22 protein-coding genes are annotated in these 25,308 nt (G+C 74.0%); 10 read left to right on the forward strand and 12 right to left on the reverse strand.

The annotated features are described in order from the left end of the window. Window positions 1-15 precede the first annotated feature (15 nt). The 3 genes from IE330_RS11605 to IE330_RS11615 all read right to left on the reverse strand — a co-directional run bounded on the left by IE330_RS11605 (window position 16) and on the right by IE330_RS11615 (window position 3,646). Window positions 16-264 (reverse strand): hypothetical protein, encoded by a 249-nt coding sequence (locus IE330_RS11605; protein ID WP_190135846.1) that lies wholly within the window; start codon window positions 262-264, stop codon window positions 16-18. A 125-nt stretch (window positions 265-389) separates the two neighbouring features. Then, window positions 390-1,898: an acyl-CoA synthetase gene (locus tag IE330_RS11610; RefSeq protein WP_190135847.1), complete on the reverse strand. Its 1,509-nt coding sequence runs from the start codon at window positions 1,896-1,898 to the stop codon at window positions 390-392. 272 nt (window positions 1,899-2,170) lie between these two features. After that, entirely contained in the window at window positions 2,171-3,646 is a 1,476-nt protein-coding gene (locus IE330_RS11615; RefSeq protein ID WP_190135848.1) for an aldehyde dehydrogenase family protein, read from the reverse strand. A 251-nt stretch (window positions 3,647-3,897) separates the two neighbouring features. Between IE330_RS11615 and IE330_RS11620 the strand changes: the two genes are divergently transcribed. Next, complete coding sequence (locus IE330_RS11620; protein WP_190135849.1) at window positions 3,898-5,544, forward strand: IclR family transcriptional regulator domain-containing protein; 1,647 nt, start codon at window positions 3,898-3,900, stop codon at window positions 5,542-5,544. A gap of 18 nt (window positions 5,545-5,562) precedes the next feature. On the opposite strand, the gene IE330_RS11625 is transcribed toward IE330_RS11620, so the two are convergent. Continuing rightward, on the reverse strand, window positions 5,563-6,030 hold the full coding sequence (locus tag IE330_RS11625; RefSeq protein ID WP_190135850.1) for a MarR family winged helix-turn-helix transcriptional regulator: 468 nt from the start codon (window positions 6,028-6,030) through the stop codon (window positions 5,563-5,565). Between the two features lie 241 nt (window positions 6,031-6,271). On the opposite strand from IE330_RS11625, the gene IE330_RS11630 reads away from it, so the two are divergent. The 7 genes from IE330_RS11630 to pcaDC all read left to right on the forward strand — a co-directional run bounded on the left by IE330_RS11630 (window position 6,272) and on the right by pcaDC (window position 12,929). Further along, on the forward strand, window positions 6,272-7,060 hold the full coding sequence (locus IE330_RS11630; protein WP_190135851.1) for a CoA transferase subunit A: 789 nt from the start codon (window positions 6,272-6,274) through the stop codon (window positions 7,058-7,060). After that, window positions 7,060-7,713: a CoA transferase subunit B gene (locus IE330_RS11635; RefSeq protein WP_190135852.1), complete on the forward strand. Its 654-nt coding sequence runs from the start codon at window positions 7,060-7,062 to the stop codon at window positions 7,711-7,713. The genes IE330_RS11630 and IE330_RS11635 overlap by 1 nt, the downstream gene beginning before the upstream one ends. Window positions 7,714-7,715: 2 nt before the next feature. Next, the gene (locus IE330_RS11640; RefSeq protein ID WP_190135885.1) at window positions 7,716-8,918 is read left to right on the forward strand and encodes a thiolase family protein; all 1,203 of its coding nucleotides are present in this window, start codon (window positions 7,716-7,718) and stop codon (window positions 8,916-8,918) included. Window positions 8,919-9,020: 102 nt separating this feature from the next. Next, on the forward strand, window positions 9,021-9,791 hold the full coding sequence (gene pcaH, locus IE330_RS11645; protein ID WP_190135853.1) for a protocatechuate 3,4-dioxygenase subunit beta: 771 nt from the start codon (window positions 9,021-9,023) through the stop codon (window positions 9,789-9,791). 5 nt (window positions 9,792-9,796) lie between these two features. Further along, a complete protein-coding gene (gene pcaG / locus IE330_RS11650; RefSeq protein ID WP_190135854.1) occupies window positions 9,797-10,360 on the forward strand; it encodes a protocatechuate 3,4-dioxygenase subunit alpha in 564 nt (187 codons plus the stop codon). 53 nt (window positions 10,361-10,413) lie between these two features. Continuing rightward, window positions 10,414-11,784, forward strand: a complete 1,371-nt coding sequence (gene pcaB / locus IE330_RS11655) for a 3-carboxy-cis,cis-muconate cycloisomerase (protein ID WP_190135886.1) — start codon at window positions 10,414-10,416, stop codon at window positions 11,782-11,784. After that, complete coding sequence (pcaDC, locus tag IE330_RS11660) at window positions 11,781-12,929, forward strand: bifunctional 3-oxoadipate enol-lactonase/4-carboxymuconolactone decarboxylase PcaDC (protein ID WP_229925571.1); 1,149 nt, start codon at window positions 11,781-11,783, stop codon at window positions 12,927-12,929. The genes pcaB and pcaDC overlap by 4 nt, the downstream gene beginning before the upstream one ends. Window positions 12,930-13,098: 169 nt before the next feature. Here pcaDC and IE330_RS11665 read toward each other — a convergent pair whose 3' ends face one another. The 5 genes from IE330_RS11665 to IE330_RS11685 all read right to left on the reverse strand — a co-directional run bounded on the left by IE330_RS11665 (window position 13,099) and on the right by IE330_RS11685 (window position 18,205). Beyond that, entirely contained in the window at window positions 13,099-14,079 is a 981-nt protein-coding gene (locus IE330_RS11665; RefSeq protein ID WP_190135855.1) for a helix-turn-helix domain-containing protein, read from the reverse strand. A 245-nt stretch (window positions 14,080-14,324) separates the two neighbouring features. Next, on the reverse strand, window positions 14,325-15,125 hold the full coding sequence (locus tag IE330_RS11670; RefSeq protein WP_190135856.1) for an SDR family NAD(P)-dependent oxidoreductase: 801 nt from the start codon (window positions 15,123-15,125) through the stop codon (window positions 14,325-14,327). Beyond that, window positions 15,122-16,273: a 2,3-butanediol dehydrogenase gene (locus IE330_RS11675; RefSeq protein ID WP_190135857.1), complete on the reverse strand. Its 1,152-nt coding sequence runs from the start codon at window positions 16,271-16,273 to the stop codon at window positions 15,122-15,124. The genes IE330_RS11670 and IE330_RS11675 overlap by 4 nt, the downstream gene beginning before the upstream one ends. Continuing rightward, on the reverse strand, window positions 16,270-17,625 hold the full coding sequence (locus IE330_RS11680; protein ID WP_190135858.1) for an MFS transporter: 1,356 nt from the start codon (window positions 17,623-17,625) through the stop codon (window positions 16,270-16,272). The genes IE330_RS11675 and IE330_RS11680 overlap by 4 nt, the downstream gene beginning before the upstream one ends. 46 nt (window positions 17,626-17,671) lie before the next feature. Further along, window positions 17,672-18,205 (reverse strand): 2,4'-dihydroxyacetophenone dioxygenase family protein, encoded by a 534-nt coding sequence (locus tag IE330_RS11685; RefSeq protein WP_190135859.1) that lies wholly within the window; start codon window positions 18,203-18,205, stop codon window positions 17,672-17,674. Window positions 18,206-18,470: 265 nt separating this feature from the next. Between IE330_RS11685 and IE330_RS11690 the strand changes: the two genes are divergently transcribed. Next, complete coding sequence (locus IE330_RS11690) at window positions 18,471-20,885, forward strand: penicillin acylase family protein (RefSeq protein ID WP_190135860.1); 2,415 nt, start codon at window positions 18,471-18,473, stop codon at window positions 20,883-20,885. A gap of 126 nt (window positions 20,886-21,011) precedes the next feature. On the opposite strand, the gene IE330_RS11695 is transcribed toward IE330_RS11690, so the two are convergent. After that, on the reverse strand, window positions 21,012-22,724 hold the full coding sequence (locus tag IE330_RS11695; protein ID WP_190135861.1) for a chitinase: 1,713 nt from the start codon (window positions 22,722-22,724) through the stop codon (window positions 21,012-21,014). Window positions 22,725-23,288: 564 nt separating this feature from the next. On the opposite strand from IE330_RS11695, the gene IE330_RS11700 reads away from it, so the two are divergent. Continuing rightward, window positions 23,289-23,504, forward strand: coding sequence for a hypothetical protein (locus tag IE330_RS11700; RefSeq protein WP_229925572.1), 216 nt, complete (start codon window positions 23,289-23,291; stop codon window positions 23,502-23,504). 114 nt (window positions 23,505-23,618) lie between these two features. On the opposite strand, the gene IE330_RS11705 is transcribed toward IE330_RS11700, so the two are convergent. Then, window positions 23,619-24,302: a hypothetical protein gene (locus tag IE330_RS11705; RefSeq protein WP_229925573.1), complete on the reverse strand. Its 684-nt coding sequence runs from the start codon at window positions 24,300-24,302 to the stop codon at window positions 23,619-23,621. 234 nt (window positions 24,303-24,536) lie between these two features. Beyond that, complete coding sequence (locus IE330_RS11710; protein ID WP_190135862.1) at window positions 24,537-25,277, reverse strand: class I SAM-dependent methyltransferase; 741 nt, start codon at window positions 25,275-25,277, stop codon at window positions 24,537-24,539. Between the last annotated feature and the right edge of the window lie 31 nt (window positions 25,278-25,308).

Here is a 25,308-nt window from a genome sequence, read left to right on the forward strand (position 1 = left end):
GCCCCGCGCCCCGGGTCACCGCCGCGCCAGGAACGCCAGGACGGCCGCGGCGAAGCCCTCCGGGTCGGTCTCGTGCACGGTGTGCCCGGTGTCCAGCTCCACCAGCCGGGTCCCCGGCCGCCGCCCGGCCATGGCCCGCGCCTGCCCGGCGGCGAAGTGGCCGTGCAGGGCGAGCAGGGCCGGGCCGGGGCCGCCGTGATCGCGGCAGTACAGGCGCCTGCCGTCGGCGAGGGGCACGCGGACGTGGGCGGGAGCAGGGGTCACAGGGGCGTCGGCGGGGCGGGGGGGCACAGGGAGGACGTGGCCGGGAGCGAGAGGCACACGGACGTGGGCGGGAGCGGCGTGAAGGCCGGGTAGCGAGGTCATTGAGGGCATCAGGGGGGCGGGCGTCAGGTGTTCGCGAAGCGGTCCCGCAGCTCTCTCTTGAGGATCTTGCCGCTGGCGTTGCGGGGCAGCTCGTCGACGAACAGGATGCGTTTAGGGGCCTTGAAGGCGGCCAGGCGCGCGCGGGCGTGGGCGACGAGGTCGGCCTCGGTGACGTCCGGGGCCGCCGCGCCGCGCACCACCACGGCGGTGACGGCCTCGATCCAGCGGGGGTCGGGCAGGCCGATCACCGCCGCCTCGGCCACCCCGGGGTGGGTGTAGAGGGCGTCCTCGACCTGGCGCGACGCGACCAGCACACCGCCGGAGTTGATGACGTCCTTCACCCGGTCGACGACGGTGAAGTAGCCCTCGGCGTCGCGCACGGCGAGGTCGCCGGAGTGGAACCAGCCGCCGCGGAACGCCTCCGCGGTCTCCTCGGGCTTGTCCCAGTAGCCCTCGCACAACTGCGGGGAGCGGTAGACGACTTCGCCCTGCGTGCCGTCGGGCACCTCCTTGCCGGAGTCGTCGACGACCTTCGCCTCCACGAACAGCACGGGCCGCCCGCAGGAGTCCATCCGCCCCTCGTGCTCGTCGGGGCCGAGGACCGTGGCGAGCGGGCCGATCTCGCTCTGGCCGAAGCAGTTGTAGAAGGCGAGTCCCGGCAGCCGCGCCCGCAGCCGCTCCAGGACCGGCACCGGCATGATCGACGCGCCGTAGTAGGCCTTGCGCAGCGCGCCCAGGTCGCGGGTGGCGAACTCCGGGTGCTGGGAGAGGCCGATCCACACGGTGGGCGGCGCGAACAGGCTGTCGGCGCGGCCCGCCGCCACGAGGTCGAGGATCCGGGTGGCGTCCGGCGCGTCGAGGATCGTGTTCTCGGCGCCCACCGCCAGGTACGGCAGCAGGAACACGTGCATCTGCGCGGAGTGGTACAGCGGCAGCGAGTGCAGCGGCCGGTCGCCCTCCTTCAGGTCCAGGGCGTGGACGGCGCTGACGTACTCGTGGACCAGGGCGCTGTGGGTCATCATCGCGCCGCGCGGCAGCGCCGTGGTGCCCGAGGTGTACAGGAGCTGCGCGAGGTCGTGCGTGGCGGGCCCCGCGCCGTCGTACGGCGGGGCGGTGGCGAGCCGGGTGAGCAGGGAGTCGGCCGTGTCGCGCAGGGGCAGCACGCGGACGCCGTCCGGCAGGCGGGGCGCGAGGCCGGGGTCGGCGAGGACGAGCCCGCTGCCGGACTGCCGGACGATGTAGGCCAGGTCGTCGCCGGTGAGGTTCTGGTTGACCGGCACGTGGACGAGGCCCGCGCGGGCGCAGGCGAGGAAGCCGATGAGGTAGGCGTCGGAGTTGTGGGCGTACGCGCCGACGCGGTCGCCGGGGGCGAGCCCGCTCTCCCGCAGCACGCGGGCCGCCCGCGAGACGGCGTCGTCGAGTTCGGCGTACGTCCACGCGCGGTCGCCGTAGCGCACGGCGGTGCGGTCCGGGGTGCGGCGCGCGCTGCGCCGCAGGACTCCGTCGACGGTGCTGCTGCGGACATCTGCCATGGCGTGATCCTGCGGGGACCGGGGACGGGGGGTCAAGACACGTGCGGCGGGCGGCCTGACCCGGACGGCCGCCCTCACCTGCTCCTCGAGCGGCTTTCGAGCGAGGCGGGCCGTGCCGCCGGGGCGTCGTCGAGGGGGCCCGCCCCGAGGCGCCCGCATGGCACTGGCGGGAAGGGGCGTCGGGCAGGCGCGGGTGCGGTGCCTGCCGGCGGACGCGCGCAACGGACGCGGCGGCGGGGCGCTTTCGGCCCGGCCGAGGGAGACGACGCCGCTCAGAACGGGTAGTGGGCGTGGCCGTGTGCCTGGACGGTGACCCAGCGGGTGTCGGTGAAGGCGTCGACGCCCGCCTGGCCGCCGAACCGGCCGTAGCCGGAGTCCTTGACGCCGCCGAAGGGGGCCTGCGGCTCGTCGGCGACGGTCTGGTCGTTGACGTGGACGATGCCGGTGCGCAGTCGGCGGGCCACCGCGATGCCGGCGGCGAAGTCCTCGGTGATCACACCGGCGGTCAGGCCGTAGGGGGTGTCGTTGGCCAGGTCGACGGCCTCGTCGACCGAGTCGACGACGTGCACGACGGTCGCCGGGCCGAAGATCTCCCCGTAGTAGATGTCCATGTCCTTGGTGACACCGGTCAGGACCACGGGGGCCAGGAGCGTCCCGGCGTCGCCCTCGACCTGGCCGGTGCCGGCCAGGAGCCGTGCGCCCTTGCCGGTGGCGTCCTGGATCAGCGCGGCGATGCGCCGGGCGGCACGGGCGCTGACGACCGGGCCGACGACGGTGGCCGGATCGGACGGGTCGCCGTAGGGCAGGGACTCGACCTTCGCGGCGAGCTTGCGGGTGAACTCCTCGGCGCGGTCGCGAGGGACGATGACGCGGTCGGCGGACATGCAGATCTGGCCGGAGTTCATGAAGGAGCCGAAGGCGGCGGCGTTCACCGCGTGGTCCACATCGGCGTCGGCGAGCACCACCAGGGCGTTCTTGCCGCCGAGTTCGAGGACGGCGGGCTTGAGGTGCTCGGCCGCCAGCACACCGACGCGGCGGCCGACGGCGGTGGAGCCGGTGAAGTTGACGAGCCGGACGCGGGGATCGGCGATCAGGGTGGCGACGACCTGGGGGGCGTCGGCGAGGTCGTTGGTGACGACGTTGAGGACGCCCGCGGGCAGCCCTGCTTCGTGCAGGACGTCGGCGAGGAAGAGGCCGCAGGCCAGCGGGGCGTCCTCGCTGGGCTTGAGCACGACGGTGTTGCCCATGACCAGCGGCATGGCCACGGCGCGGATGCCGAGGATCAGCGGGGCGTTCCAGGGCGCGATCGCCGCGACGACGCCGACCGGCACCCGTACGAGCATCGAGTACGCGCCGGGGGTGTCGGTGGCGAGGAGCTGCCCGGTGGGCTGGGTGATCGCGGCGGCGGCCTCGCGCAGGATCCCGGCGGCGAGCGCGGCGTTGAAACCGGCCCAGGGGGCGGCGCCGCCGACCTCGGCGGCCATCAGCGCGACGGCCTCGGGCGTGCGGGCTTCGAGGAGTTCGGCGGCGCGCAGGAAGATCGCACGCCGACGGGTGGGGGCCAGGGCCGCCCAGTCAGCGGCGGCCGCGTCGGCGGCGTCGACCGCGCGGGTGACGTCCTCAGGGGTGCCCGCGGCGACGTGCGCGTACGGGGTGCCGGTCCAGGGGTTGGTGTCGGGGGTGGTGCGGCCGGAGGAGGCGGGGATCTCCCGGCCTCCGATGATCAGCCCACGGGTGAGGGAGGTCATGGGGAAACTCCTGAACGGTTCTGTCGGACGCCGTGCCGGGTCCGCTGGACAGGGGGTGAGGGATGCGCGGTGCGAGGTGAGGGGGTGAGGCCGTCCGTGCCCGGGCACCTCGTCCCATGTGTTCGCTCAACGAAACTTCTTTCGCTGGCGGGTTGAGCCGAGTGTGCGGCACCGCGGTCGCGACCGTCAATGGGCGGCCGGGTATCTTCCACACACGCGGTGATCAGGACATGGAGCGAAGGAGGTCAGGCATGTCGGGAGAGGCCGTCGGCCCTCTGGAGCGCGGCCTCGCCGTCCTCCGCGCCATGGCGGCGAACCCCACTTCGCGGATGCGGCGCAGCGATCTCACCGCCGCCACCGGCCTGCTCCGCTCCCCCGTCGACCGGATCATCGCCACGCTGCTGCGGCTCGGTTACGTCCGCGCGGAGGGGCGGGACGTGCTCCTGGCCCCGCGTGTGATGGAGCTCGGCAACGCGTACCTCGCCTCCTGCGGCCTCGTCGACGCCCTGGAGCCGTACGTCGTGGACCTGGCCGACGGACTCGACGCATCCGTGTCCCTGGCCGTTCCGGACCGCGACGGCGCCCGGCTGATCGCGCAGGCCGTCCGGCGCCGCGCGATGTACCTGGCCTTCCACATCGGCGACCTGCTGCCGGCCGAGCGCAGCGCCGCCGGGGTGGTCCTGGCCGGCGGGTGGGAGGAAGCGGAGTTCCAGGCCTGGCGTGCCCGGCGGCGTGCGGACCCCCTGGACGCGGGCTTCCCCGCGGTACCTCCCCGCGACCGCGCCGAGGCCCTGACGGAGGACGAGTCGGAACGCCTCCTCCGCTCCCGCGCGGCCGCGGCCCGCCGGGCCGGCTGGGCGCTGGACGAGGAGTGGGTCGAGCCCGGCCTGCTGGCCCTCGCCGCCCCCGTCCGGGACCCGGCCGGCCGCGTCCTGGCCGCGGTCAGCGTGCTCACGCACACCAGTCGGCACTCCGCCGCCGACTTCCCCGGACACGTCATGCCCCGGCTTCGGGCGGCCGTCGGCCGGATGGAGGCCGCGCTCCACCAGGCGCCGCGGCCCGCCGGCCGCCCCACGCCCACCGCCCAGGACCTGAGCGCGTCCAAGGACGAACTGGGCATGGAGTTCCTGGAGTCGCTCGCGCGCGGCCTCGCCGTGCTGTCCGCCTTCCGTGGCGCCGGTGGCGGACTGACCATCAGCGCGGCCGCCGCGGCGACCGGGCTGTCCCGGGCCACCGCACGACGCGCCCTGCTCACCCTGCGACACCTCGGGTACGCGGACAGCCAGGGGCCGACGTACCACCTGCTGCCCCGTGTCCTGGACCTCGGCTACGCCCGGCTCTCCTCCCTCACCCTCACCGACATCAGCCGCCCGCACCTGGCCGAACTGGCCGCGCTGCTGGGCGAGTCCGCCTCGGTCGCCGTCCTCGACGAGGACGACATCCGCTATCTGGCCCGGGCCGCGACCTCCCGCATCCTGCGCATGGACATCACATCGGGCACCCGCCTGCCCGCCCACCTGACCTCCATGGGACGCGTCCTGCTCGCGGCGCTGCCACCCGCCGAGCTGGCCGCCCGCATCGCCCGGACCGAGCGGCGGCCCCTCACCCCGTGCACCCTCACCTCACCGCGCGCCCTCACCGCCGCGGTCGGCGCGGCGGCCAGGGACGGCTACGCCCTGGTCGACCAGGAGCTGCAGGAGGGGCTGCGGTCCCTGGCCGTACCGCTGCACGACCGGGACGGGCGTGCGGTCGCCGCCCTGAACGTCGCGGTGCACGCCGGCCGGAGCACGCCCCAGGAGACCCTTGAGCGCGTGCTCCCGGCCCTGCGGGACACCGCTTCCCGCATCGAGGCCGAGCTGGCGACGGCCTTCGCGTACGCGCCGCTCGTCATGGGCTAGGCACCGGAGCGGCGGCGGTCACGACGGCCCCGTGGACGCGGGCTCCTCCGGAGCCCGCAGCCCCTCCGCCGCGTCCGAGACGCGACGGATCAAGGCCAGGAAGAGTGCTTGTTCCTCGGCGGACAGCGGCGCGAGGAAGACCTGGTTCATCCGGGCCGTGCGCACCGTGAGCTTGCGATGCGTCCGGGCGCCCTCGTCGGTGAGCCGCAGCAGGAACCGGCGGCCGTCGCCGGGGTCCCTGACCTTGTCGAGCAGCCCCCGGCGGCTGAGCCGGCTGACGACCTCGGCGATGGTCGAGCGGTCGAGCCCCACCCGCTCGCCGACCGTCCTCTGATCGAGGCCGGGCTCGGCCGTGAGCGCGTTGAGCACGCCGAACTGGGGGGAGGTGATCTCCTCGGAGACCATCGTCGTCCACAGCAGGTGGTGCGCCTGCTGCAGTCGCCGGGCCAGGTGCCCAGGGTGGGTGGTCAGGTCGACCGCGGACATGGCGTCCCTCCTCTTCGCTTCTGTTGGTGCACTGAGGGTACCGTCCGGCCGCCTTGCCGCTTCGCCTTTCGGCAAGGCGTCGATCTGCTGATTGACCTGCTGGTACACGCGATCTATTGACGGCCGGTACGCCTGATGCCAGCATGGCGGGGCCCGACACAATAGTCAGTGCACTGAGTAACTCGGGGCTCGAACCCTCGGGAAGCCCTCGGGAAGCCCCCAGGAGAGCGGAGGCTCTGGTATGGACAAAGTGGTCGCCACCGCCGCTGAGGCGGTGGCCGATGCCCGGGACGGGGCGACACTCGCGGTGGGCGGCTTCGGCCTGAGCGGTGTACCCAACGTACTGATCGAGGCCCTGTACGACCTGGGCGTGAAGGATCTCGGCGTGGTGTCCAACAACTGCGGCGCGCTGGACTCCGGGCTCGCGGTCCTGCTCTCCGCGGGCCGCATCGCGCGGGTGACCGGGTCCTACATCGGTGCGAACAAGGAGTTCGCCCGCCAGTACCTCGGCGGCGAACTGGAGGTGGAGATGATTCCGCAGGGCACGCTGGCCGAGAGGCTGCGGGCCGGGGGGCTCGGCATCCCGGCCTTCTACACCCCGGCGGGGGTCGGCACCCAGGTAGCCGACGGCGGGCTCCCCTGGCGGTACGACGGCCAGGGGGGCGTCGCGGTGGCGTCACCGCCCAAGGAAGTACGCGTCTTCGACGGTACCGAGTACGTCCTGGAGCACGGCATCCGCACCGACTTCGCGCTGGTGCGCGCGGCCAAGGGCGACCGGCACGGGAACCTGGTGTTCAACAAGTCGAGCCGGAACTTCAACCCGCTGGCCGCGATGGCCGGGAGAGTGACGGTGGCCGAGGTGGAGGAGTTGGTGGAGCCCGGCGGGATCGACCCCGACCAGGTGCACCTGCCCGGCGTCTTCGTCCAGCGCGTCGTCGCGCTCACCCCCGAGCAGGCGGCGGCCAAGGGCATCGAGCGGCGCACGGTCTCCGCGCCGTCGGCGCGCGGGACCGGGACGGTGGGCGCCTGATGGCCTGGACACGCGAGCAGATGGCGGCGCGCGCGGCGCGTGAGCTGGCGGACGGACAGTACGTGAACCTCGGCATCGGGCTGCCGACGCTGATCCCCAACCACCTCCCGGACGACGTCGAAGTCGTGCTCCACTCGGAGAACGGCATCCTCGGCGTGGGGCCCTACCCCGGCGAGGACGAGGTCGACCCGGACCTGATCAACGCCGGCAAGGAGACGGTCACGGTGGTGCCCGGCGCCTCCTCCTTCGACTCCTCCCTCTCCTTCGGGATGATCCGCGGCGGGCACATCGACGTGGCCGTGCTCGGTGCCATGCAGGTGTCCGCGCGGGGCGACCTCGCCAACTGGGCCGTCCCCGGGAAGATGATCACCGGGATCGGCGGGGCCATGGACCTGGTGCACGGTGCCCGGACGGTCGTCGTGGTCATGAACCACACGGCCAAGGACGGCTCCGCGAAGATCGTTCAGGAGTGCTCCCTGCCCCTGACCGGCAGGGCCTGCGTCAACCGGATCGTCACCGACCTCGGCGTCCTCGACGTCACCGGCGACGGCCTCGAACTGGTCGAGACCGCCCCGGGCGTGACCGCCGGGGACGTCGTGCGGCAGACGGCCGCGGACATCCGTATCCCTCCCGCTTCGGAGACACCGTCATGAGCCTGCGCGACGTCTACGTCCTGGACGCCCTCCGGACCCCGATCGGCAAGTACGGCGGCGGCCTCGCGGGCGTACGCCCCGACGACCTGGCCGCCCATGCCATCCGCGAACTCCTCGCCCGGACACCGGACCTGGACCCCGCCCGCATAGGCGACGTCTACTTCGGCAACGCCAACGGAGCGGGCGAGGAGAACCGCAACGTCGGCCGGATGGCCGGCCTGCTCGCGGGACTGCCGACCTCCGTGCCGGGGGTCACCGTCAACCGGCTGTGCGCCTCCGGCCTCGAAGCGGTCATCCAGGCGGCGCGGGCCGTCGCGGTCGGCGACGCCTCCGTCGTGCTGGCCGGCGGGGTCGAGTCGATGACCCGCGCGCCCTACGTCCTGCCCAAGAGCGACCGGGCGTTCCCCGCGGGCCACACCGAGCTGTACTCGACCACCCTGGGCTGGCGCATGGTCAATCCGCGGATGGAGCCGCAGTGGACCGTACCGCTCGGCGAGTCGGCCGAACTGATCGCCGACAAGCACGGCATCACCCGCGAGCAACAGGACGCCCTGGCCCTGGCGTCCCACCGCAAGGCGTCCGCCGCGTGGCACGGCGGTCTTTTCGACGCCGAGGTGGTGCCGGTGCCGGTCCCGCGGCGCAAGGGCGACCCGGTCCTCCTCGACCGCGACGAGTGCGTACGGGAGAACGCCTCCCTGGAGGCGATGGCCACGCTGAAGCCGTCCTTCCGCACGGACGGGGGCACCGTCACGCCGGGTAACGCGTCCCCGCTCAACGACGGCGCCGCGGCACTGCTCCTCGTCGACGAAGAGGGGCTGCGGGCCACCGGGCGCGAACCGCTGGCCCGCATCGCGGCCACCGGCGTGGCCGCGGTCGACCCGCACCACTTCGGCCTCGGTCCCGTCGAAGCCGTCCACCGCGCCCTCGCCAGGGCGGGCCGGTCCTTCGGCAACCTGACGACGCTGGAGCTGAACGAGGCGTTCGCCGCCCAGGTCCTGGGCTGTGTCGCCGAATGGCCCGAGTTCGACCCGGCGATCCTCAACCCGTACGGCGGCGCCATCGCCCTCGGCCACCCGCTGGGGGCCTCCGGCGCCCGCCTGGCCGGCACCGTGGCCCACCAGCTCGCCCGCAGCGGCTCCGGCACCGGCGTCGCCACCCTCTGCGTCGGCGTCGGCCAAGGACTCGCCCTCGTCCTCGAACGCTGAGCACCCGCGCCGGGCGCGGACCGTCCGCTCCCCCGCGCACCGCCCGCGCACCGGCACCTCATGGACTCGCGTACGCACGTACCAGGAATTCCGGGACACCTCATGACTCATGCCCAGTCGGACATCGACACCGCGATGGACGAACTCCAGCACGCCTACGACGAGGCGCTGGCGGCGGGCGCGCCCGCGCGCCACCACCCGCGGCGCGACTACGCGCCCTACCGCAGCTCGCTGCTTCGCCACCCCAAGCGGCCGCTCGTCCCCGTGACCGGCGGCGACCCCGAGACGGTCGAGCTGTCCGGTCCGGTGTTCGGCCCGACCGACGTCACGGAGACCGACAACGACCTCACCGTCCAGCACGGCGGTGAGCCGCTCGGCGAGCGCATCACCGTGTCGGGGCGGCTGCTCGACCGCGCCGGGCGCCCGGTGCGCGGGCAGCTCATCGAGCTCTGGCAGGCCAACGCCTCCGGCCGCTACGCGCACCTGCGCGACCAGCACCCGGCGCCGCTCGACCCCCACTTCACCGGTGCCGGACGCACGCTGACGGACGACGAGGGCCGGTACACGTTCACCACGATCAAGCCGGGCGCCTACCCGTGGCGCAACCACACCAACGCCTGGCGCCCCGCCCACATCCACTTCTCCGTCTTCGGCACCGCGTTCACCCAACGGCTCGTGACGCAGATGTACTTCCCGAACGACCCGCTGTTCCCCCACGACCCGATCCTGCGCTCGGTCACCGACCGGGCCGCCCGCGAACGCCTGGTCGCCACCTACCGCCACGAGCTGTCGCGGCCCGAGTTCTCCCTCGGCTACGAGTGGGACATCGTCCTCGACGGTCCCGCCGCCACCTGGATCGAAGAAGGGCGCTGAGTGACATGGCGGAAACGTTCCTGCCCACACCGTCCCACACCGTCGGCCCCTTCTACGGGTACGCGCTCCCCTTCCCCGAGGGCGAGCAGATAGCGCCGAAAGGCCACCCCGACACGATCGTGCTGCACGGCTACGTCCTCGACGGCCACGGCGACCCGGTGCCCGACGCCCTCCTGGAGTTCTGGCAGGCGGCCCCGGACGGCTCCCTCACCGGCGCACCCGGGTCGCTCCGCCGCGACCCGGTGACCGGCGGCCACCTCGGCCGCAACGGCACCGACTTCACCGGCTTCGGCCGGGTCGCCACGGACGCCGACGGCCACTACGCCCTCCACACCCTTCAGCCCGGGAACGCCGGACCGCCGTACATCAGCGTCTGCGTCTTCGCGCGCGGCCTGCTGCACCACCTCTTCACCCGCGCCTACCTCGCGGACGGCGCCGACCCGCTGCTCGACTCGGTGGAGCGGGAGCGCCGGGCCACGCTGCTCGCGCGGCCCGGTGAGAACCGCTCCTACCGTTTCGACATCCGCCTTCAGGGTGAGGGCGAGACAGTGTTCCTGGAGTTCACGTGACATCCCCCGAGACCGAGACCGAGACCGGGACCGGCACCGGCACCGGCACCGGCATTGACACCGACACCTACAGCGGCGGCAACGCCACCATCGACCACGGCCTCCTCGCCCCCGGGCGGGCGGGCTCCCCCGCCGAGGCCGCGACGTCCGACACCGCGTTCCTGCGGGCGCTGCTCGACGCCGAGGCGGCCCTCACCCGCGCCCAGGCGAGCCTCGGCCACGCCCCGGCCGAGGCCGCCCGGGCGGTCACGGCCGCGACCGCCTCGGCCCGCTTCGACGCCGGTGACCTCGCCCACCGCGCCCGAGGCGGCGGCAACCCCGTCATCCCGTTGGTGGCGGACCTGACGGCAGCGGTCCCCGACGAGTTCGGCCCGTACGTGCACCGCGGGGCGACCAGCCAGGACATCCTGGACACCGCCACCATGCTGGTCGCGGCCCGCACCGTGGACCTCGTCCTCGCAGACCTGCGGCGCACCGAGCGGGCGCTGTCCCGCCTCGCCGCAGCCCACCGGGACACGGTGATGCCCGGCCGCACCCTGACCCAGCACGCGGTACCGACGACCTTCGGCCTCAAGGCGGCCGGCTGGCGCTCGCTGGTCCTCGACGCACGGGACCGGCTGCGCGGAGTACGCGCCGGGCTCCCCGTCCAGCTCGGTGGCGCCGCCGGCACCCTGGCGGCCTTCGGCCGTGACGGCGACGCGGGCGACCCGGACACCCCGCTACGGCTCACCGCCGCCTACGCCCGTGAGACCGGTCTCGCTCCGCCGGACCTGCCCTGGCACACCCTCCGGGCGCCCGTCGCGGACCTGGCGGGCGCCCTCGCGTTCGCCGCGGGGGCCCTCGGCAAGACGGCGGCCGACGTCCTCACCCTGTCCCGCACCGAGATCGCCGAGCTGTCGGAGGGCACCGGCGGAGACTCCTCGGCCATGCCCCACAAGAGGAACCCGGTGCGCGCCACGCTCATCGCCGCGGCCGCCCGCCGCGCCCCGGGCCTCGCCGCCACCCTGTACGCCTCGATGGTCGCGGAGGACGAACGCCCCGCCGGAGCCTGGCACGCGGAGTGGGAGCCCCTGCGCGACCTGCTGCGGCTGGTCGGCGGGGCCGCCCGGGACGGCGCCGAGCTGGCCGAGGGTTTGCAAGTCCACCCGGACGCCATGCGCGGGCATCTGCACCTGACGGCCGGGCTGATCGTCTCCGAGCGGCTGGCCGCCGCCCTCGCCCCGGCCCTGGGCCGGGCCCGGGCCAAGGCGCTCCTCACGGATCTCGCCGCCCGCGCCCGGACCGAGGGCAGGACGCTCGCCGAGCTCCTCGCCGCACAGCCCGAACTGGACGGCCTGGCCCTCGACATCGACGACCTCACCGACCCGACGCGCTACACCGGCGCCGCCGGAATCCTCACCGACCGTGCCCTGGAGCGACCTTGACCAGCACACCGAGCACCACCCCGGACCGCGGGCTGCTCCACCACCGCGCGGAAGGCCCGTCCACCGCCCCTCCCCTGCTCCTCGGCCCGTCGCTCGGCACCTCCACCGCCCTGTGGGACGCCGTCGCGCCCGAACTGTCCGTCACGCACCGGGTCGTACGCTGGGACCTCCCCGGCCACGGCCACTCCCCCGCCGACCTCATCGGTCCGGGCGCGACCGTCGGCGAGCTGGCCGGCCTGGTGCTCGCGCTCGCCGACTCGCTCGGCATCCACCGGTTCGCCTACGCCGGCGTCTCGCTCGGCGGGGCCGTCGGCCTGCACCTCGCCGTGCACCACCCGGAACGTGTGGAGAGCCTCGCCGTCATCTGCTCGTCCGCGCACTTCGGCGGCTCCGCCCCGTGGGAGGAGCGGGCCGCCCGCGTACGCCGCGAGGGCCTGGCCGCGCTCGCCGACAGCGCGCCGTCCAGATGGTTCACGCCCGGTTTCACCGTGCCCGGCCTCGTGGCCGACCACCGCGCGGCCGACCCTGCCGCCTACGCGGCGTGCTGCGACGCGCTCGCCGCGTTCGACATCCGGGACGGGCTCTCCTCGATCACCGCTCCCACCGTGCTCCTCGCGGGGCGCGAGGACCCCGCGACGCCGCCCGCGCACCTGCGGGAGATCGCCGACGCGGTACCCGGTGCCGCGCTCACGGAGATTCCGGACGCCTCCCACCTCGCACCGTGCGAGCGGCCCGAAGCCGTCCTCGCCGCGCTCCGCTCCCACTTCTCGGGGGCCCCGAAGCGCGGGACGGCGGTGCGCCGCCAGGTGCTCGGGGACGCGCACGTCGACCGTGCGCAGGAGCGGCAGAGCGGCTTCACCGCTCCGTTCCAGGACTTCATCTCCCGCTACGCCTGGGGGGAGATCTGGGCCGACGGTACGCTCTCCCGCCGCGAACGCAGCCTGATCACCATGACGGCCCTCGTGGCGCAGGGCCAGTACGAGGAACTCGCCCTGCACATCCGGGCGGCGCGGCGCAACGGCCTCTCGGACGACGAGATCGGCGCGGCACTGCTGCAGACGGCGGTCTACTGCGGTGTCCCGGCAGCCAACTCCGCGTTCGCCGTGGCCCAGCGCGTGCTGGCGGAGGACGACACCGGCCGGTGACGGCGGCCGCCGTGCCGCACACCACCATCATTGTGCGGTGACCGCCGCGCGGAAGCCGTGGGATGGCGCCTGACAGGGAGAAGGCCGTGTCAGGCGCCTTTTGTTGTGCCTTGGGCCTGGAGCGGCCACCGGCCGCCGGCCATCGGCCGCCCCGGCGCCGTCGCCGTGGTCAGTCCGGGCGGCCGGGCGGGGCCGGGCGCAGCTCGCCCGGGGTCCGCCCGTACCGCTCGCGGAAGACGCGGGTGAAGTGCGACTGGCTGGCGAAGCCCCACACATGGGCGATGTCCGCCACCGTCAGCCGCGCCGAGCCGGGGTCGGTGAGCTGCTCGTGGGCCCGTGTCAGGCGGCTTTCCAGGATGTGGCGGGAGGGGCTGAGCCCGGCCTGCCGGAAGACGCGGCTCAACTGCCGGGTGGAGACGCCCACCGCGTCGGCGACGTGCTCCGCGCACAGCCGGGGGTCGGACAGGTGCTGGTCGATGTACTCCTTGGCGAGCAGCAGCCGGGTGCCCTGGTCGTCCCCGGGCCGCCCGCCCCCCACCTGGGACGCCGCGAGCGAGCGCACCAGGCCGAGCACGGTGCCCTCGGTGCCCGCCACGTCGCCGGGCTCCCGCTGGGCGAACCAGCCGGACAGCACGGACTCCAGGGCCCGCACCGCCGGGGCGTCGGCCGACGACCGCCGCCCGAAGACCAGCGGCACCGGAAGCTCGGCGGACAGGCAGCGCTCGGCGAAGACCTCCCGGGGGATGTCCACCAGGAGCTGGCGCATGGTGGTGGGGAAGCCGAGCAGGTAGGAGCGGCGGGTGTCGTACAGCACCAGGTCGCCCGCGCCGAGGCTGAGGCAGCCGCCGCTGTGGAAGAACACCGCCTGCCCCGAGACCAGCAGGGTCGCGAAGACGGAGTCCTTGGGCGTCTCCCGGCACAACCGCGCGTTGCGCTCGATGACGTGCTCGTTCCCGGCGATGTCGGCCAGGCGCAGGCTGCCGAGGCTGACGTTGGCCTGGGTGGCGAGCAGCCCGTCGTCGGAGTACGGGGAGCAGGTCAGGCCGACCAGGGCCTGCCGGTTGTAGTCCTCCCACAGGTCCACGCGGTCCGCCTGGTCGACCGACCGCGTCGACACCCGGGAGAACACGGTGGCGGGGTGTCCGGTCAACTCGGCCTCCTTGCTGCCGTGCCGTGAGCCAGTGTCCTGCGCGCCCCGGGGAGTGCGCCTTCGCAGCCGGCGCCGCCGGGCCGAAGGCACCGGGCGGGCCCCGCCGGAGCGGTTGCGCCGGGAGCGGGCCCGGCCGGTGTTCCCGCGCGCGCCGTGCCCGTCCGCGAAGGGTACTCGGCGACGCGGCTGCGGTCACGGCCCGACGGCGGACCCGTCCGACGGCCCGGGCCGGCCGGGGGCGGGGCTCAGACCGCCGAGTAGCCGCCGTCGACGGGGATCACCGCTCCGTTGACGTACGCCGCCGCCGGGCCGCACAGGAACGCGATGACCGAGGCGACCTCCCGGGGCAGCCCCAGGCGCCCCATCGGGACGCGGGCGAGCACGGCACCGGCCGCCGCCGGGTCGTCGAGCACGCCGCGTGCCAGCGGGGTGACGACGAAGCCCGGCGCCACCGCGTTCACCCGGATGCCGTCGGACGCGTACTCGGCCGCCAGGGACCGGGTGAGCTGGGAGACGCCGCCCTTGCTCGCGCTGTAGGCGGGCCGGTCCCGGCTGCCGAAAAGGGCGAACATGGACGACACGGTGACGATGGAGCCGACGGAGCCGCCCCGGCGGGCCAGCAGCGGCCGGGCCGCCTCGCACGCCGTCATCGCCGCGCCCAGGTTGACCGCGAGCACGCGGTCCCAGGTCGCGGGCTCGTACTCGGCGCGGTCCGCGCTCATGCCCGCGCAGACCACCAAGTGGTCCAGGGTGCCGGTCTCCGCGATGCGGCGGGCCAGCCCCTCCCGGTCGGTCACGTCCTGTTCGACGACGCGCACCCGCGCGTGCCGGGGCGGTTCACCGCCGGGCGCGGGCGGCAGGCCCAGGGCGTACACCCGCGCGCCCAGCTCCGCGAGGAGTTCGGCGGTGGCGGCCCCGATGCCCGAGGTGCCGCCGGTGACCAGCGCGGTACGGCCCGCGAAGGCGTCGGGGCCGGGGAACGGCGGGGCGGCGGGGGCGGTGCCCGTGGCGGGCGGTACGGGCCCGGTCGGTGCGCCGGTGGTCATCGGCTGTCTCCTTCCCGTCCGGCGTGCGCCGGGGCCGTCGGGGTGTGCTCCTGCGAGGCCGGATCCGACGCCGGATACGAGGCCTGGGCGGGGGCCGAGGGCGACACCAGGATCTTGATCTGATCGCCGCCCCCGTTCAGCAGCGCCGAGAACCCCTCGCCCACCACGTCGTCGAGGGCGATGACGGACGTCACCACGGGGCGGAGGTCCAGGCCCTCCGTCCCGACGAGCCGGATCAGCTCCGGGTAGGTGTCCCGGTAGCCGACGCTCGCCACGATCGAGTGCTCGTTGTCCACCAGCGCGGCGGAGTCGAAGCTGAGGCGGCGCCCGAGGCCCACAAGGACCGTCCGCCCGCCCCTGCGGGTCGCCGCCAGGCAGGTGTCCAGGGCCGCCTGGGAGCCGACCACCTCGAAGGCCACGTCGGCGCCCTCACCGCCGCAGGCGGCCCGCACCCGCAGCCCCGCGTCCCCGTCCCGGGCGTCCCGGGCGTCCACCACCTCGGTCGCGCCGAGGCGCGCGGCGAGGGCGAGCCGGGCCGGGTTGACGTCGGCGGCGACGATCCGCCGGACTCCCCGCCGCGCGGCGAGCAGCACGGTGAGGAGTCCGACCGGGCCCAGGCCCACGACGGCCACGCTGTCGGCGGCCCCGCCGCGCCGCAGCGCGTGCAGCGCGACCGAGGCCGGTTCGAAGAGGGCCGCCTGCTCCAGCGGCACCTCGTCGGGCAGCCGGTGCGCCATGTACGCGGGCACCGTGGCGTACTCGGCGAGCCCGCCGTGGCCCATGAGGCCGGCGAAGCCGAAGTGGCGGCAGATGTTGTACTCGCCCGCCCGGCAGCGCGGGCAGGCGCCGCAGCGGTAGTGCGGTTCGACCGCGACGCGGTCACCCGCCGCGAGGCCCCGCACGGCTGATCCCACGGCGGTGACCGTGCCGCAGAACTCGTGCCCGAGGACGAGGGGGGCGCGGGCGCCCGAGGCCGGGTGGGCCTCGCCGACCGGCACCGAGTGCGGGCCGTCGGCGTACTCGTGCAGGTCGCTGCCGCAGATCCCGCAGTACGCCACCGACAGCAGCACCTCGTCCGGGCCCGGGGGCCGCACCTCCCGCTCGGTGACGCGTACGTCGCGCGCTCCGTACCAGACCGCGGCCTTCACAGCGCACCCCCCGAGGTGGGAACCGGTGTGGCGTCGTGTGCGGGCCCGGCGTCGGCGGCGCCCCTGCGGCGCAGCACCGCGGGAGCGGTCTCCCGCAGCCCGAGGGCGAGCAGCACCACGGCGACGGCGCCGCCGGAGGAGATGAACATCGCCGCGTCCAGACCCCAGACGTCCGAGGCGAGACCGGCGACCAGGGGGCCGATGAACCCGCCCGCCAGCTCACCGACGCCCATGACCAGGCCGAGGGCGACGGTCAGCGTCCGGCGCGGCACGGTCTCGGCGGGAATGGTCGCCATGATCAGCGTGAAGCAGCCCAGGCCGGTGTAGCTGAGCACCACGACGCCGCCGAGCAGCACCGGGTCGTCGACGTACACCACGGCCAGCGGGCACAGCGCCGCCACGACGGTGAAGGCGATGAGCGCGCTCCGCCGGCCGATCCGGTCGGACACCGCCGGGGTCAGGAAGCCCCACAGCACCCAGGCCACGCCGAAGCAGGTCATGACGTGGCTCATCGTGCCGGAGGAGAAGCCCTTCTCGTCCTCCAGGTAGGTGGGCGTGAAGGTGATGATGACCGTGAACCAGGTCAGGTAGAAGCAGGCCGCCAGGACGCACAGCACGATGTTGCGGTGCGCGAGCACCTCCCGCAGCACCTCGCGCAGCGGGGGTGCGGCCTCCTCCCGCGCGGTGGCGTCCGGCACGCCGGGGAGCACCGGTACGGGCGGGCGCTCGCGCACCGAGCGCGCGATCCACACGGCGATCAGCAGCCCGGGGACGATGGTCACCAGGAACGCCGTCCGCCAGTCGTGGTGCTCGGCGATCCAGACCACGACCAGCGGGGCGACGACGCCGCCGAGCAGCCCCGCCGACGAGCCCTGGAGCAGGCCCATGTTCAGGCCCCGCCGGTGCTCCCGCGAGGCCTCCACCATCAGCGACTGCGCCAGCGGGAGGACCGCGCCCTCCGCCAGGCCCATCAGGGCCCTGGCGATCAGCAGACCGGCGAAGCCGGTCATCAGGCCGCCCGCGGCGGAGAAGCAGGAGAACAGCACGACGGCGGCGATCAGGACCGGGCGGCGGCCGTACCGGTCCGCCAGCCTGCCGCAGACGAGGCCCGACAGCGCCCACGTGAGCGCCAGCACGCCGGACAGGACGCCCAGGGCCGTGTGCGAGAGGTGGAAGTCGTCGGAGATGAACGGGGCGAGGAAGGTCAGCGCCTGGCGGTCGAAGAAGACGAAGCCGAAGGCCGCGAAGAGGACGAGCAGCAGACGGTGCTCGTAGCGGCGGGCCTCGGCGTCCCCGGGTGCCGCCACCGGGTCCGGCGCCGCGGCGCCGGACCGGGAAGGTGTTCTGGTCATGGCGACCTCATGTCGGGTTCGGGACTCGGGTTCCGGACGCTGCCGGTCAGCGGAACAGGGAGTTGACGTAGTCGGCGCCGATGCCGACCTCGTCGTAGTGGCGGCGGCACATCTCGATGTAGTCGTGCACGTCGAAGAAGCCGGTGGGCTCGCCGTCCTCGTCCAGCCAGATGAGCGGGCCCTTGACGATGAACAGCGCCTTCATCGGCTCCTCGCTCTCGTACGCGACCAGGGTGTGGCCCTCGCCCGGGGCCTCGTACACGAAGTCACCGGCACCGGCCGTCCAGGGCCGCTCCAGGTAGCCCCACTTGCCGGAGATGGTGTACGCGAACACCTCGTGCGGGTGGTAGTGGCGGTTGACCAGGCCCGCCTCCTTGGCCCGCAGGATGTCGGACCAGGTGTTGTCCTTCACGTTGATCCACAGCGGGCGGGAGCTGACGGTGTCGGTGAAGGGCGCGTAGTAGCGGTCGTCGTCGGTGGCGGCGTCGGAGAGGTAGACCTCCGGCAGCGCGTCCGGCTTGAACGAGTTCTCGATCGGCTTGAGGTTCTTCCAGAACTCGTTCTTCGGCTGCTCAGGCATGGCACGGACTCCCTCGGCTCGTTCATCGGGTGGTTGGCGGGAAGTCAATCCCGCGACGCCTGTCCTGTCTGTCCCGTACGGGACACCCTTCTTTGCCTGTTCCGGACGTCCGCACCGCCCGCGCCGTCCGCGTCGGTGCCACCTCCCGCGCACCGCCCTCGCCACCCTCGCCTTCCGGCCACTCCCCCACGCACCCCTCCAGACACGTCCGCCTGCCACTTGTACGCTCCAACCGCCCCTTCCCTCACGCCAGTTGGGAGGCACGATGCGCTTGCGTACCAGATCCGCCGTGGCGGTCGGCACGGCGTTCCTCACGGTGTCGGCACTGCTTCCGGCCATCGCGGCGGCCGCGCCGGACCGGGCCGAGCGGCCCTCCGGTGGTGGTCTTTCGGCCACGATCCGCTACACCGAGTACGGCGTCCCGCACATCCTCGCCGAGGACCACGCGAACCTCGGCTTCGGCACCGGCTGGGCGCAGGCCGCCGACCAGGTGTGCGTGCTCGCGCGGGGCTTCGTCACCGTCCGCGGGGAGCGCTCGCGCCACTTCGGTCCTGACGGCGACCCGGGTGGCGAGCTGTCGTCGGCGGCCACGAACCTCTCCAGCGACCTGTACTTCCGGGGCGTACGGCAGGCGGGCACCGTGGAGAAGCTCATGCGGCAGCCCGCGCCGCGCGGTCCGAGCCGCGCCCTCAAGGAGCTGACGCGGGGCTACGCCGCGGGGTACAACGCGTGGCTGCGGCAGCACCGGGTCACCGATCCGGCCTGCGCGCGGGCCGACTGGGTGCGGCCGGTGTCCGCGCTGGACGCGGCCCGCCTCGCCTACGCGGTGTCGGTCCTCGGCGGGCAGGGCCGCTTCTCGGACGGCATCACCGCGGCCCGTCCCCCGGCCGTCGCGGACACGCGCCGCGCGCCCGACCCGCGGCGGGCCGCCCAGGCGGCGCATCGGCTGCTCGCCGCCGGGGCGGACGGCGCCGACATGGGCTCGAACGCGGTGGCGTTCAGCGGGCGGACCACCGCGTCCGGCCGCGGTCTGCTGCTCGGCAACCCGCACTACCCCTGGCACGGCAGCCGCCGCTTCTGGCAGGCGCAGCAGACCATCCCGGGCGAGCTGAACGTCTCGGGCGCCGCGCTGCTCGGCACCCCCGTCGTCAACGTGGGCTTCACCCGGCACGTGGCGTGGAGCCACACCGTGTCCACCGGCGTCCCCTTCACCCTGCACGAGCTGACGCTCGACCCCGCCGACCCGACCGCGTACCTCGTCGACGGCGAGCGGGAGCGGATGACGCGGCGCACGGTGACCGTGCCGGTGCGGGGCGGCGCCCCGGTGACCCGCACCCAGTGGTGGACCCGCTACGGCCCGGTCGTCACCTCGCTCGGCTCGCAGCTCGCGCTGGACTGGACGGCGCGTACGGCGTACGCCCTGAACGACCCCAACGCGGCGCAGTTGCGCGCCGGTGACGTCGGCCTGCGCCTCGGCGCGGCCCGTTCCGTCCGGGACGTGCGGCGCGTGCTGCGGGAGCGGCAGGGCCTGCCGTGGGTCAACACGGTCGCCGCCGACCGCGACGGGCGCACGCTGTACACCCAGTCGCAGGTCCTGCCGCGTGTCACCGACGGCCTCGCGGCGCGCTGTTCCACGCCGTTGGGCAAGCAGACGTACCCGGCGTCCGGGGTGGCCGTCCTCGACGGCGCGCGGCGCGCGTGCGCGCTCGGCAGGGACAAGGACGCCCTCCAGCCCGGTGTCTTCGGCCCGTCGCGGATGCCCACGCTCACGGACGCGCCGTACGCGGAGAACTCCAACGACAGCCCGTGGCTGGCCAACGCCGACCGGCCGCTGACCGGGTACGAGCGGATCTTCGGGACCGTCGGCACGGAGCGCTCGCTGCGTACCCGCGGGGCCGTCGAGGACGTGTCCGCGATGGCGCGCAGGGGCGGGCTGACGGTGGCGGACCTCCAGCGGCAGCAGTTCGCGAACCGGGTGCCCGCGGGGCACCTGGCCGCGGCCGACGTCGCGCGGGCCTGCGCGGCGCTGCCCGGGGGCTCGGCGCCGGGCAGCGACGGCCGGCCGGTCGACGTGCGCGAGGCCTGCGGCGTGATCGAGGCATGGGACCGCACGATGGACACGGTCTCGCGGGGCGCGCTGCTCTTCGACCGGTTCTGGCGCGCGTTCACCGCGAGGGTGCCGGGCGCGCAGCGGTGGAAGGTGCCGTTCAGCGCCGCCGACCCGGTCCGCACACCGCGAACGCTCGACACCGGCGCGCCGGGCTTCGCCACCGCGCTCGCGGACGCCGTGGCGGAGCTGCGCGCGGCGGGCATCCCGTTGGACGCCCGCCTCGGTGACCACCAGTTCCTGGTACGTGGGGGCGAGCGGCTGCCCGTGCACGGCGGCCCGAACACGCTCGGCGTGTGGAACATGATCGAGGCCACGTGGCAGCCGCGGGCCGGCGGCTACACCGAGGTCAGACACGGCTCCAGCCACATCCAGGCCGTCGGCTGGGACGCCTCCCCCTGTCCGCGGGCCCGCACCCTCCTCACGTACTCCCAGTCGTCGGACCCGGGCTCGCCGCACCACGCGGACCAGACGCGCCTGTTCTCCGCCGAGCGCTGGGTGACCTGGCGGTTCTGCGAGAAGGACATCCGCGAGGCGCCGGGCCTGAGGGTGGTGCGGGTACGCGAGCACTGACACCCGCCCGGGCCGGGCGGCCCTCGCCCTAGGGTCCGGGGGCGGCCCGGCCCGCATGCGCCCGGAGGGGCCGACGGACCGAGACCCGGCCCGTCGGCCCCTCCGGGGCTTCGTTCACTTCCTCCGCTACGGAAGGCTGTGCACCTTCGGGCCGACGGCGTTCGACCACACGTGGCCCGCCGTCGCGTCCCAGTTCGTCGACCACGTCATGGCGCCGCGCAGCGACGGGTACGTCTTCGACGGCTTGAAGGAGCCGCAGCCGGTGCCGCGGGTCAGGCAGTCGAGGGCGTTGTTCACGACCGACGGGGCCACGTAGCCGCTGCCCGCGCCGCGCGTCGACGCCGGGACGCCGATCCCGACCTGCGAGGGGTCGAGGCCGCCCTCCAGTTGGATGCAGGCGAGCGCGGTCAGGAAGTCCACGCTGCCCTGGCTGTAGACCTTGCCGTCGCAGCCGAGCATCGAACCGCTGTTGTAGTACTGCATGTTGACGACCGTGAGGATGTCCTTCACGTTCAGCGCCGTCTGGAAGTACCCCCCGGACGTGGACTGCATGTCGATGGTCTGCGGCGCCATCGTGAGCACCAGCTTCGGGCCGGCCTTAGCGGAGAGCTGGCGCAGCGCCTTCGTCATGTAGGTGGGGTTGATCCCGTTCTCCAGGTCGATGTCGACGCCGTTGAACCCGTACTCCTGCATCAGCGCGTAGGCGCTGTTGGCGAACGCGGTCGCGGAGGCGTCGCTGTTGACGGAGATGGTGCCCTTCTCGCCGCCGACCGAGAGGATCACGGACTTGCCCGCGGCCTTCTTCGCGGCGATGTCCGCCTTGAAGTCGGCGGTGGAGGCGTAGCCGACGGCCGGGTCCAGGTTGAAGGTGATCTGGCCCGGCGTGTTGGTGGCGTCGGCGAACGACACGGCGATGATGTCGTACTGCGAGGACACGTCCCGCAGCTTCTGCACGGTCGCGCCGTTGTCGAAGTTCTGCCAGTAGCCGGTCAGCGCGTGCCGGGGCACGGTGCCGTCACCGCCGCCGTCGCCCTTGGGGGTCCGTACGGACACCGGGGCCGACTTCGCCGACTCGCCCGCCGCGTTCGAGGCGCTCACCTGGAAGCTGTACGTGGTCTCCGGCGTGAGCCCGGTGACGGTCGCCGAGGCCCCGCCGGCCGAGGCGACCTTCGTGCCGTCGCGGTAGACGGTGTACCCCGTCGCCGTGGACGACGGCGTCCAGGACAGCTCCACCGACGTGGGCGTCGTCGTGCCCGCCGCGAGCCCGGCCGGGACGGGCGGTATCTCGACCGGGTCGGGGCCGCCGCCCCCGTCGGGCCCGAAGACGCTCACGTCGTCCACGTAGTACGCGCTCTGCCCGTACCAGCCGTGGGTGTACACGGTGACCGAGGTGGTGTTCGCGCCGGTGGTGAAGCTGGTGGAGAGCTGCTGCCAGGAGGAGGTGCCCGGCGTCCAGGTCGACACGTCGGTGGTGCCGGTGCCGCGGGCGCCGAGGTAGGCGTAGCTGCCCTGGACCCAACTGCTGAGCTTGTACGTCGAGTTCGGCTTCACCGCGACGATCTGCGAACACTCGGCGGTGCCCTGGCCGGACGGGGTGGCCTTGAGCGCCTTCGCGCCGCCGTGCACGGGGGACGTGACGGCGGCTCCGCTGTTCGCGGCGCAGGTCCAGTTGCTCAGGTCCGCCTCGAACCCGGCGTTCTTGGCGACGTTGACGTCCGCCGCCACGGCACCGGCGGCCTTGGTGCTCGCGGCCTTGGCGCCGGCCGCGCCGGTGTCCGCCGACTGCGCGGGCGCGGCGAGCGCGGTGACGGCGAGCGCGGCGGCCGCGCCGACGGCCATTGCCGCGCTGATCCTCCGGCGGACGCCGGGTCTGTCCTGACGTACACGGCTCACGGGGTGCCTCCTGGGGGGAAGAGGTGGAGCACACAAGCGACGACGGTGGCCACCGCCGCTCCGCGCAAAGTTGGTCCAGACCAATCGAGTTGTCAAGACCTCAGGAGAGGAGAACCCGCACGAAGCACGCGGCGGCGGTAACCGAGCCGTCGTCGATGCGAGGGCACTGGCCCCTACGGCGAAGCGCCGGTCCCGCCGACGAGCTCACGGTCTCCCAGATCCGGAGGAGCCTCGCGGTCCTCCAGGTCCGGAGGAGCAGGGAGAGGGCGGCCGGGCCGCCGGGGCCGGCCAGGGATGCAACGCCCGGAAGCCGACGATCGGGGGCGACACCGGTAGCACGATACTGACGCACCCAGCACGTGCGGCTCAGGGCCGATCACACGACCGACCGCAGGGCGCGCCACACCGGAGAACGGAGACACGCAGTGAGTTCAGCAGAACCCGAAGGTCCCGCCACCCCAGTTCGCCTACTTCCACGACGACCGCTATGTGTGCGGCTTCGACATGTAAATGCACACCTGGTCGCAGGAGGTCACCGGCCCCGGCGCCGACCTCGTCCGCGCTGACATCGTCGCCGCCGGAATCCCGGAGGAAACCGAGAGGGACACGGCGCACCGTGCCTCTCTCGCGGTACTCGAGCAGCGCTTCGAACTGGCACTGCCGCGTGAGCTGATCCTCGGTGCGCCACGGCCGACTGCGCTCGTCGGAGGGCAGCTCCTGCGATGAACCGGCGCGGTGGCGGCCGCAGTGGCACGCGGTCCCGGTCCCGGCAGGCGCTCGCTGAGCCGGGTCGTCGCCCAGCATCGTGTGGTGCGGTCGGCGCCAGGGAGGTGGGGGTTCTCAGTCTCGCTGTGCGGGGCCGAGGGCGGGTGGGCTCTCGTCGTCCCCGGCGGGGCCGCTGTGGCCGTCCTTCCACTTGGGGTCGTAGGCGCAGGGCACGGAGGTGCCGCCGGTGAAGTACTCGCGGTCCGGGTACCAGGAGAAGGACATCCGCTCCTCGCCGTCGTGCCGCTGGACCAACAGGTCCCAGGACCCGCCCCGCTCGCCCTCGCGGTAGGACGTGACCCGCCAGCCCTCGCCCCCGAGGTACCGGTGCAGGCGGCGGAGGCCGGGGACCGCCTGGCTCGCCGGGACGTGGTCCAGTGCCCACGTGTGACTCATCGAGTAGGCGCCGTCGACGATCTTGTCCTCGATCCCCAACAGGCCGTTGTCGTAGCAGAAGTTGGAGCTGAGCGTGTTCTGCGTGCTGACGCCGGCGTCCCTGACCCCGGGCTCTATGGTGCGCTTGAAGCCCATGACGGTGTAGGCCTCCTGGGAACGCTGGACGGCACGGTCCGCCATCTCCGCGGGCGCCACGCGGGGAAAGTCCGTCGCCGCCCAGGAATTCCATGCGAGCGTGCCGGCCACGAGGAGCACCCCGACGAGTATGACGCCGCCACATCCCGCGCCGAAGGAGCCGGAGGGGGCCCCGGGCTCGGGCGCGTCAGGGGCGGGTGCAGGGCTGGGCGTGGTCTCTTCGGGCATACGAGCACCCTAGGAAGGGGCGGTGGCGTGGCGGATGGGCGCGGTGACCACCTCGGTGTGAGCACGCGTACTCAGGTGGCCCGCGCAAGGGCGCGTACCAGGCTCGTGTGCAGGCCGGAGCGGAGCGGGCACCGCTCGTCGCCGCGTGCCACGCCCTCGTGGCACGCCGGACCGAGTTCGCGCCAGTGCACGGCGTCGCCGACAGTGTCCCGGGCGTCTTCGGCGCGGCGGAACCTACGGCTTGTGCGTCACCCAGAGAAGTTCCGCCGGCCAGCGGTGTGCCCAGTCGGGTGGGTCGGTCTCGTTGTAGCCGTTGGGGGTTCCGGGTCCGGGCCGCGGCTCGATGAGGTCGTCGATGACGAGGCCCGCGCCGCGCAGGACCCTGACCCAGTCGCCGTAGGTGAGCTGGTAGCTGGTCGCGCCGTCATCCTCGGCGATGGTGTGCAGCCCGAAGTAGTCCTGCCGCAGCGTCGTGGTCACGCGGCTGGCGGCTTCGTCGTAGCAGGCTTCGAACCAGGGGCTTGCGACGTTGAACACCAGGCGCCCGCCGCGGCCCAGGACGCGGGCGGCCTGCGGGACGGCCAGGTGCGGGGGCGCCCAGCTCAGCCCGCCGAAGTCGCAGAACACCAGGTCGAAGCTGTCGGCGGCGAAGGGGAGTTGTTCGGCGGCGCCCTGCACCAGCGGGTAGCGGGCCGCGCCCATCGCGCTCGCGGCCGCGGCGAGCTGGGCTTCGGACAGGTCGAGCCCGACCACGGTGGCGCCCTCGGCGGCGAGCGCCCTGGACCACTGGCCTGCGCCGCAGCCGAGTTCGAGGACGCGCTTGCCGGTGACGTCGCCCAGGGCCCGCAGGTGCGCGTCAGGGAGGGAGTACATGCCCCACAGGCGGGGTGTGGCGCCGATGCGCGGGTCGTGTTCGTCCTGGTAGGCGCTGCTGATCCGGTTCCAGAACCGCCGGTTGGCGGGGATGCTGTCCACGCCTCGACTCCAGCACTGCCGACCGGGAGCG

It is taken from the genome of Streptomyces longispororuber (assembly GCF_014656095.1).
GTDB lineage: Bacteria > Actinomycetota > Actinomycetes > Streptomycetales > Streptomycetaceae > Streptomyces > Streptomyces longispororuber.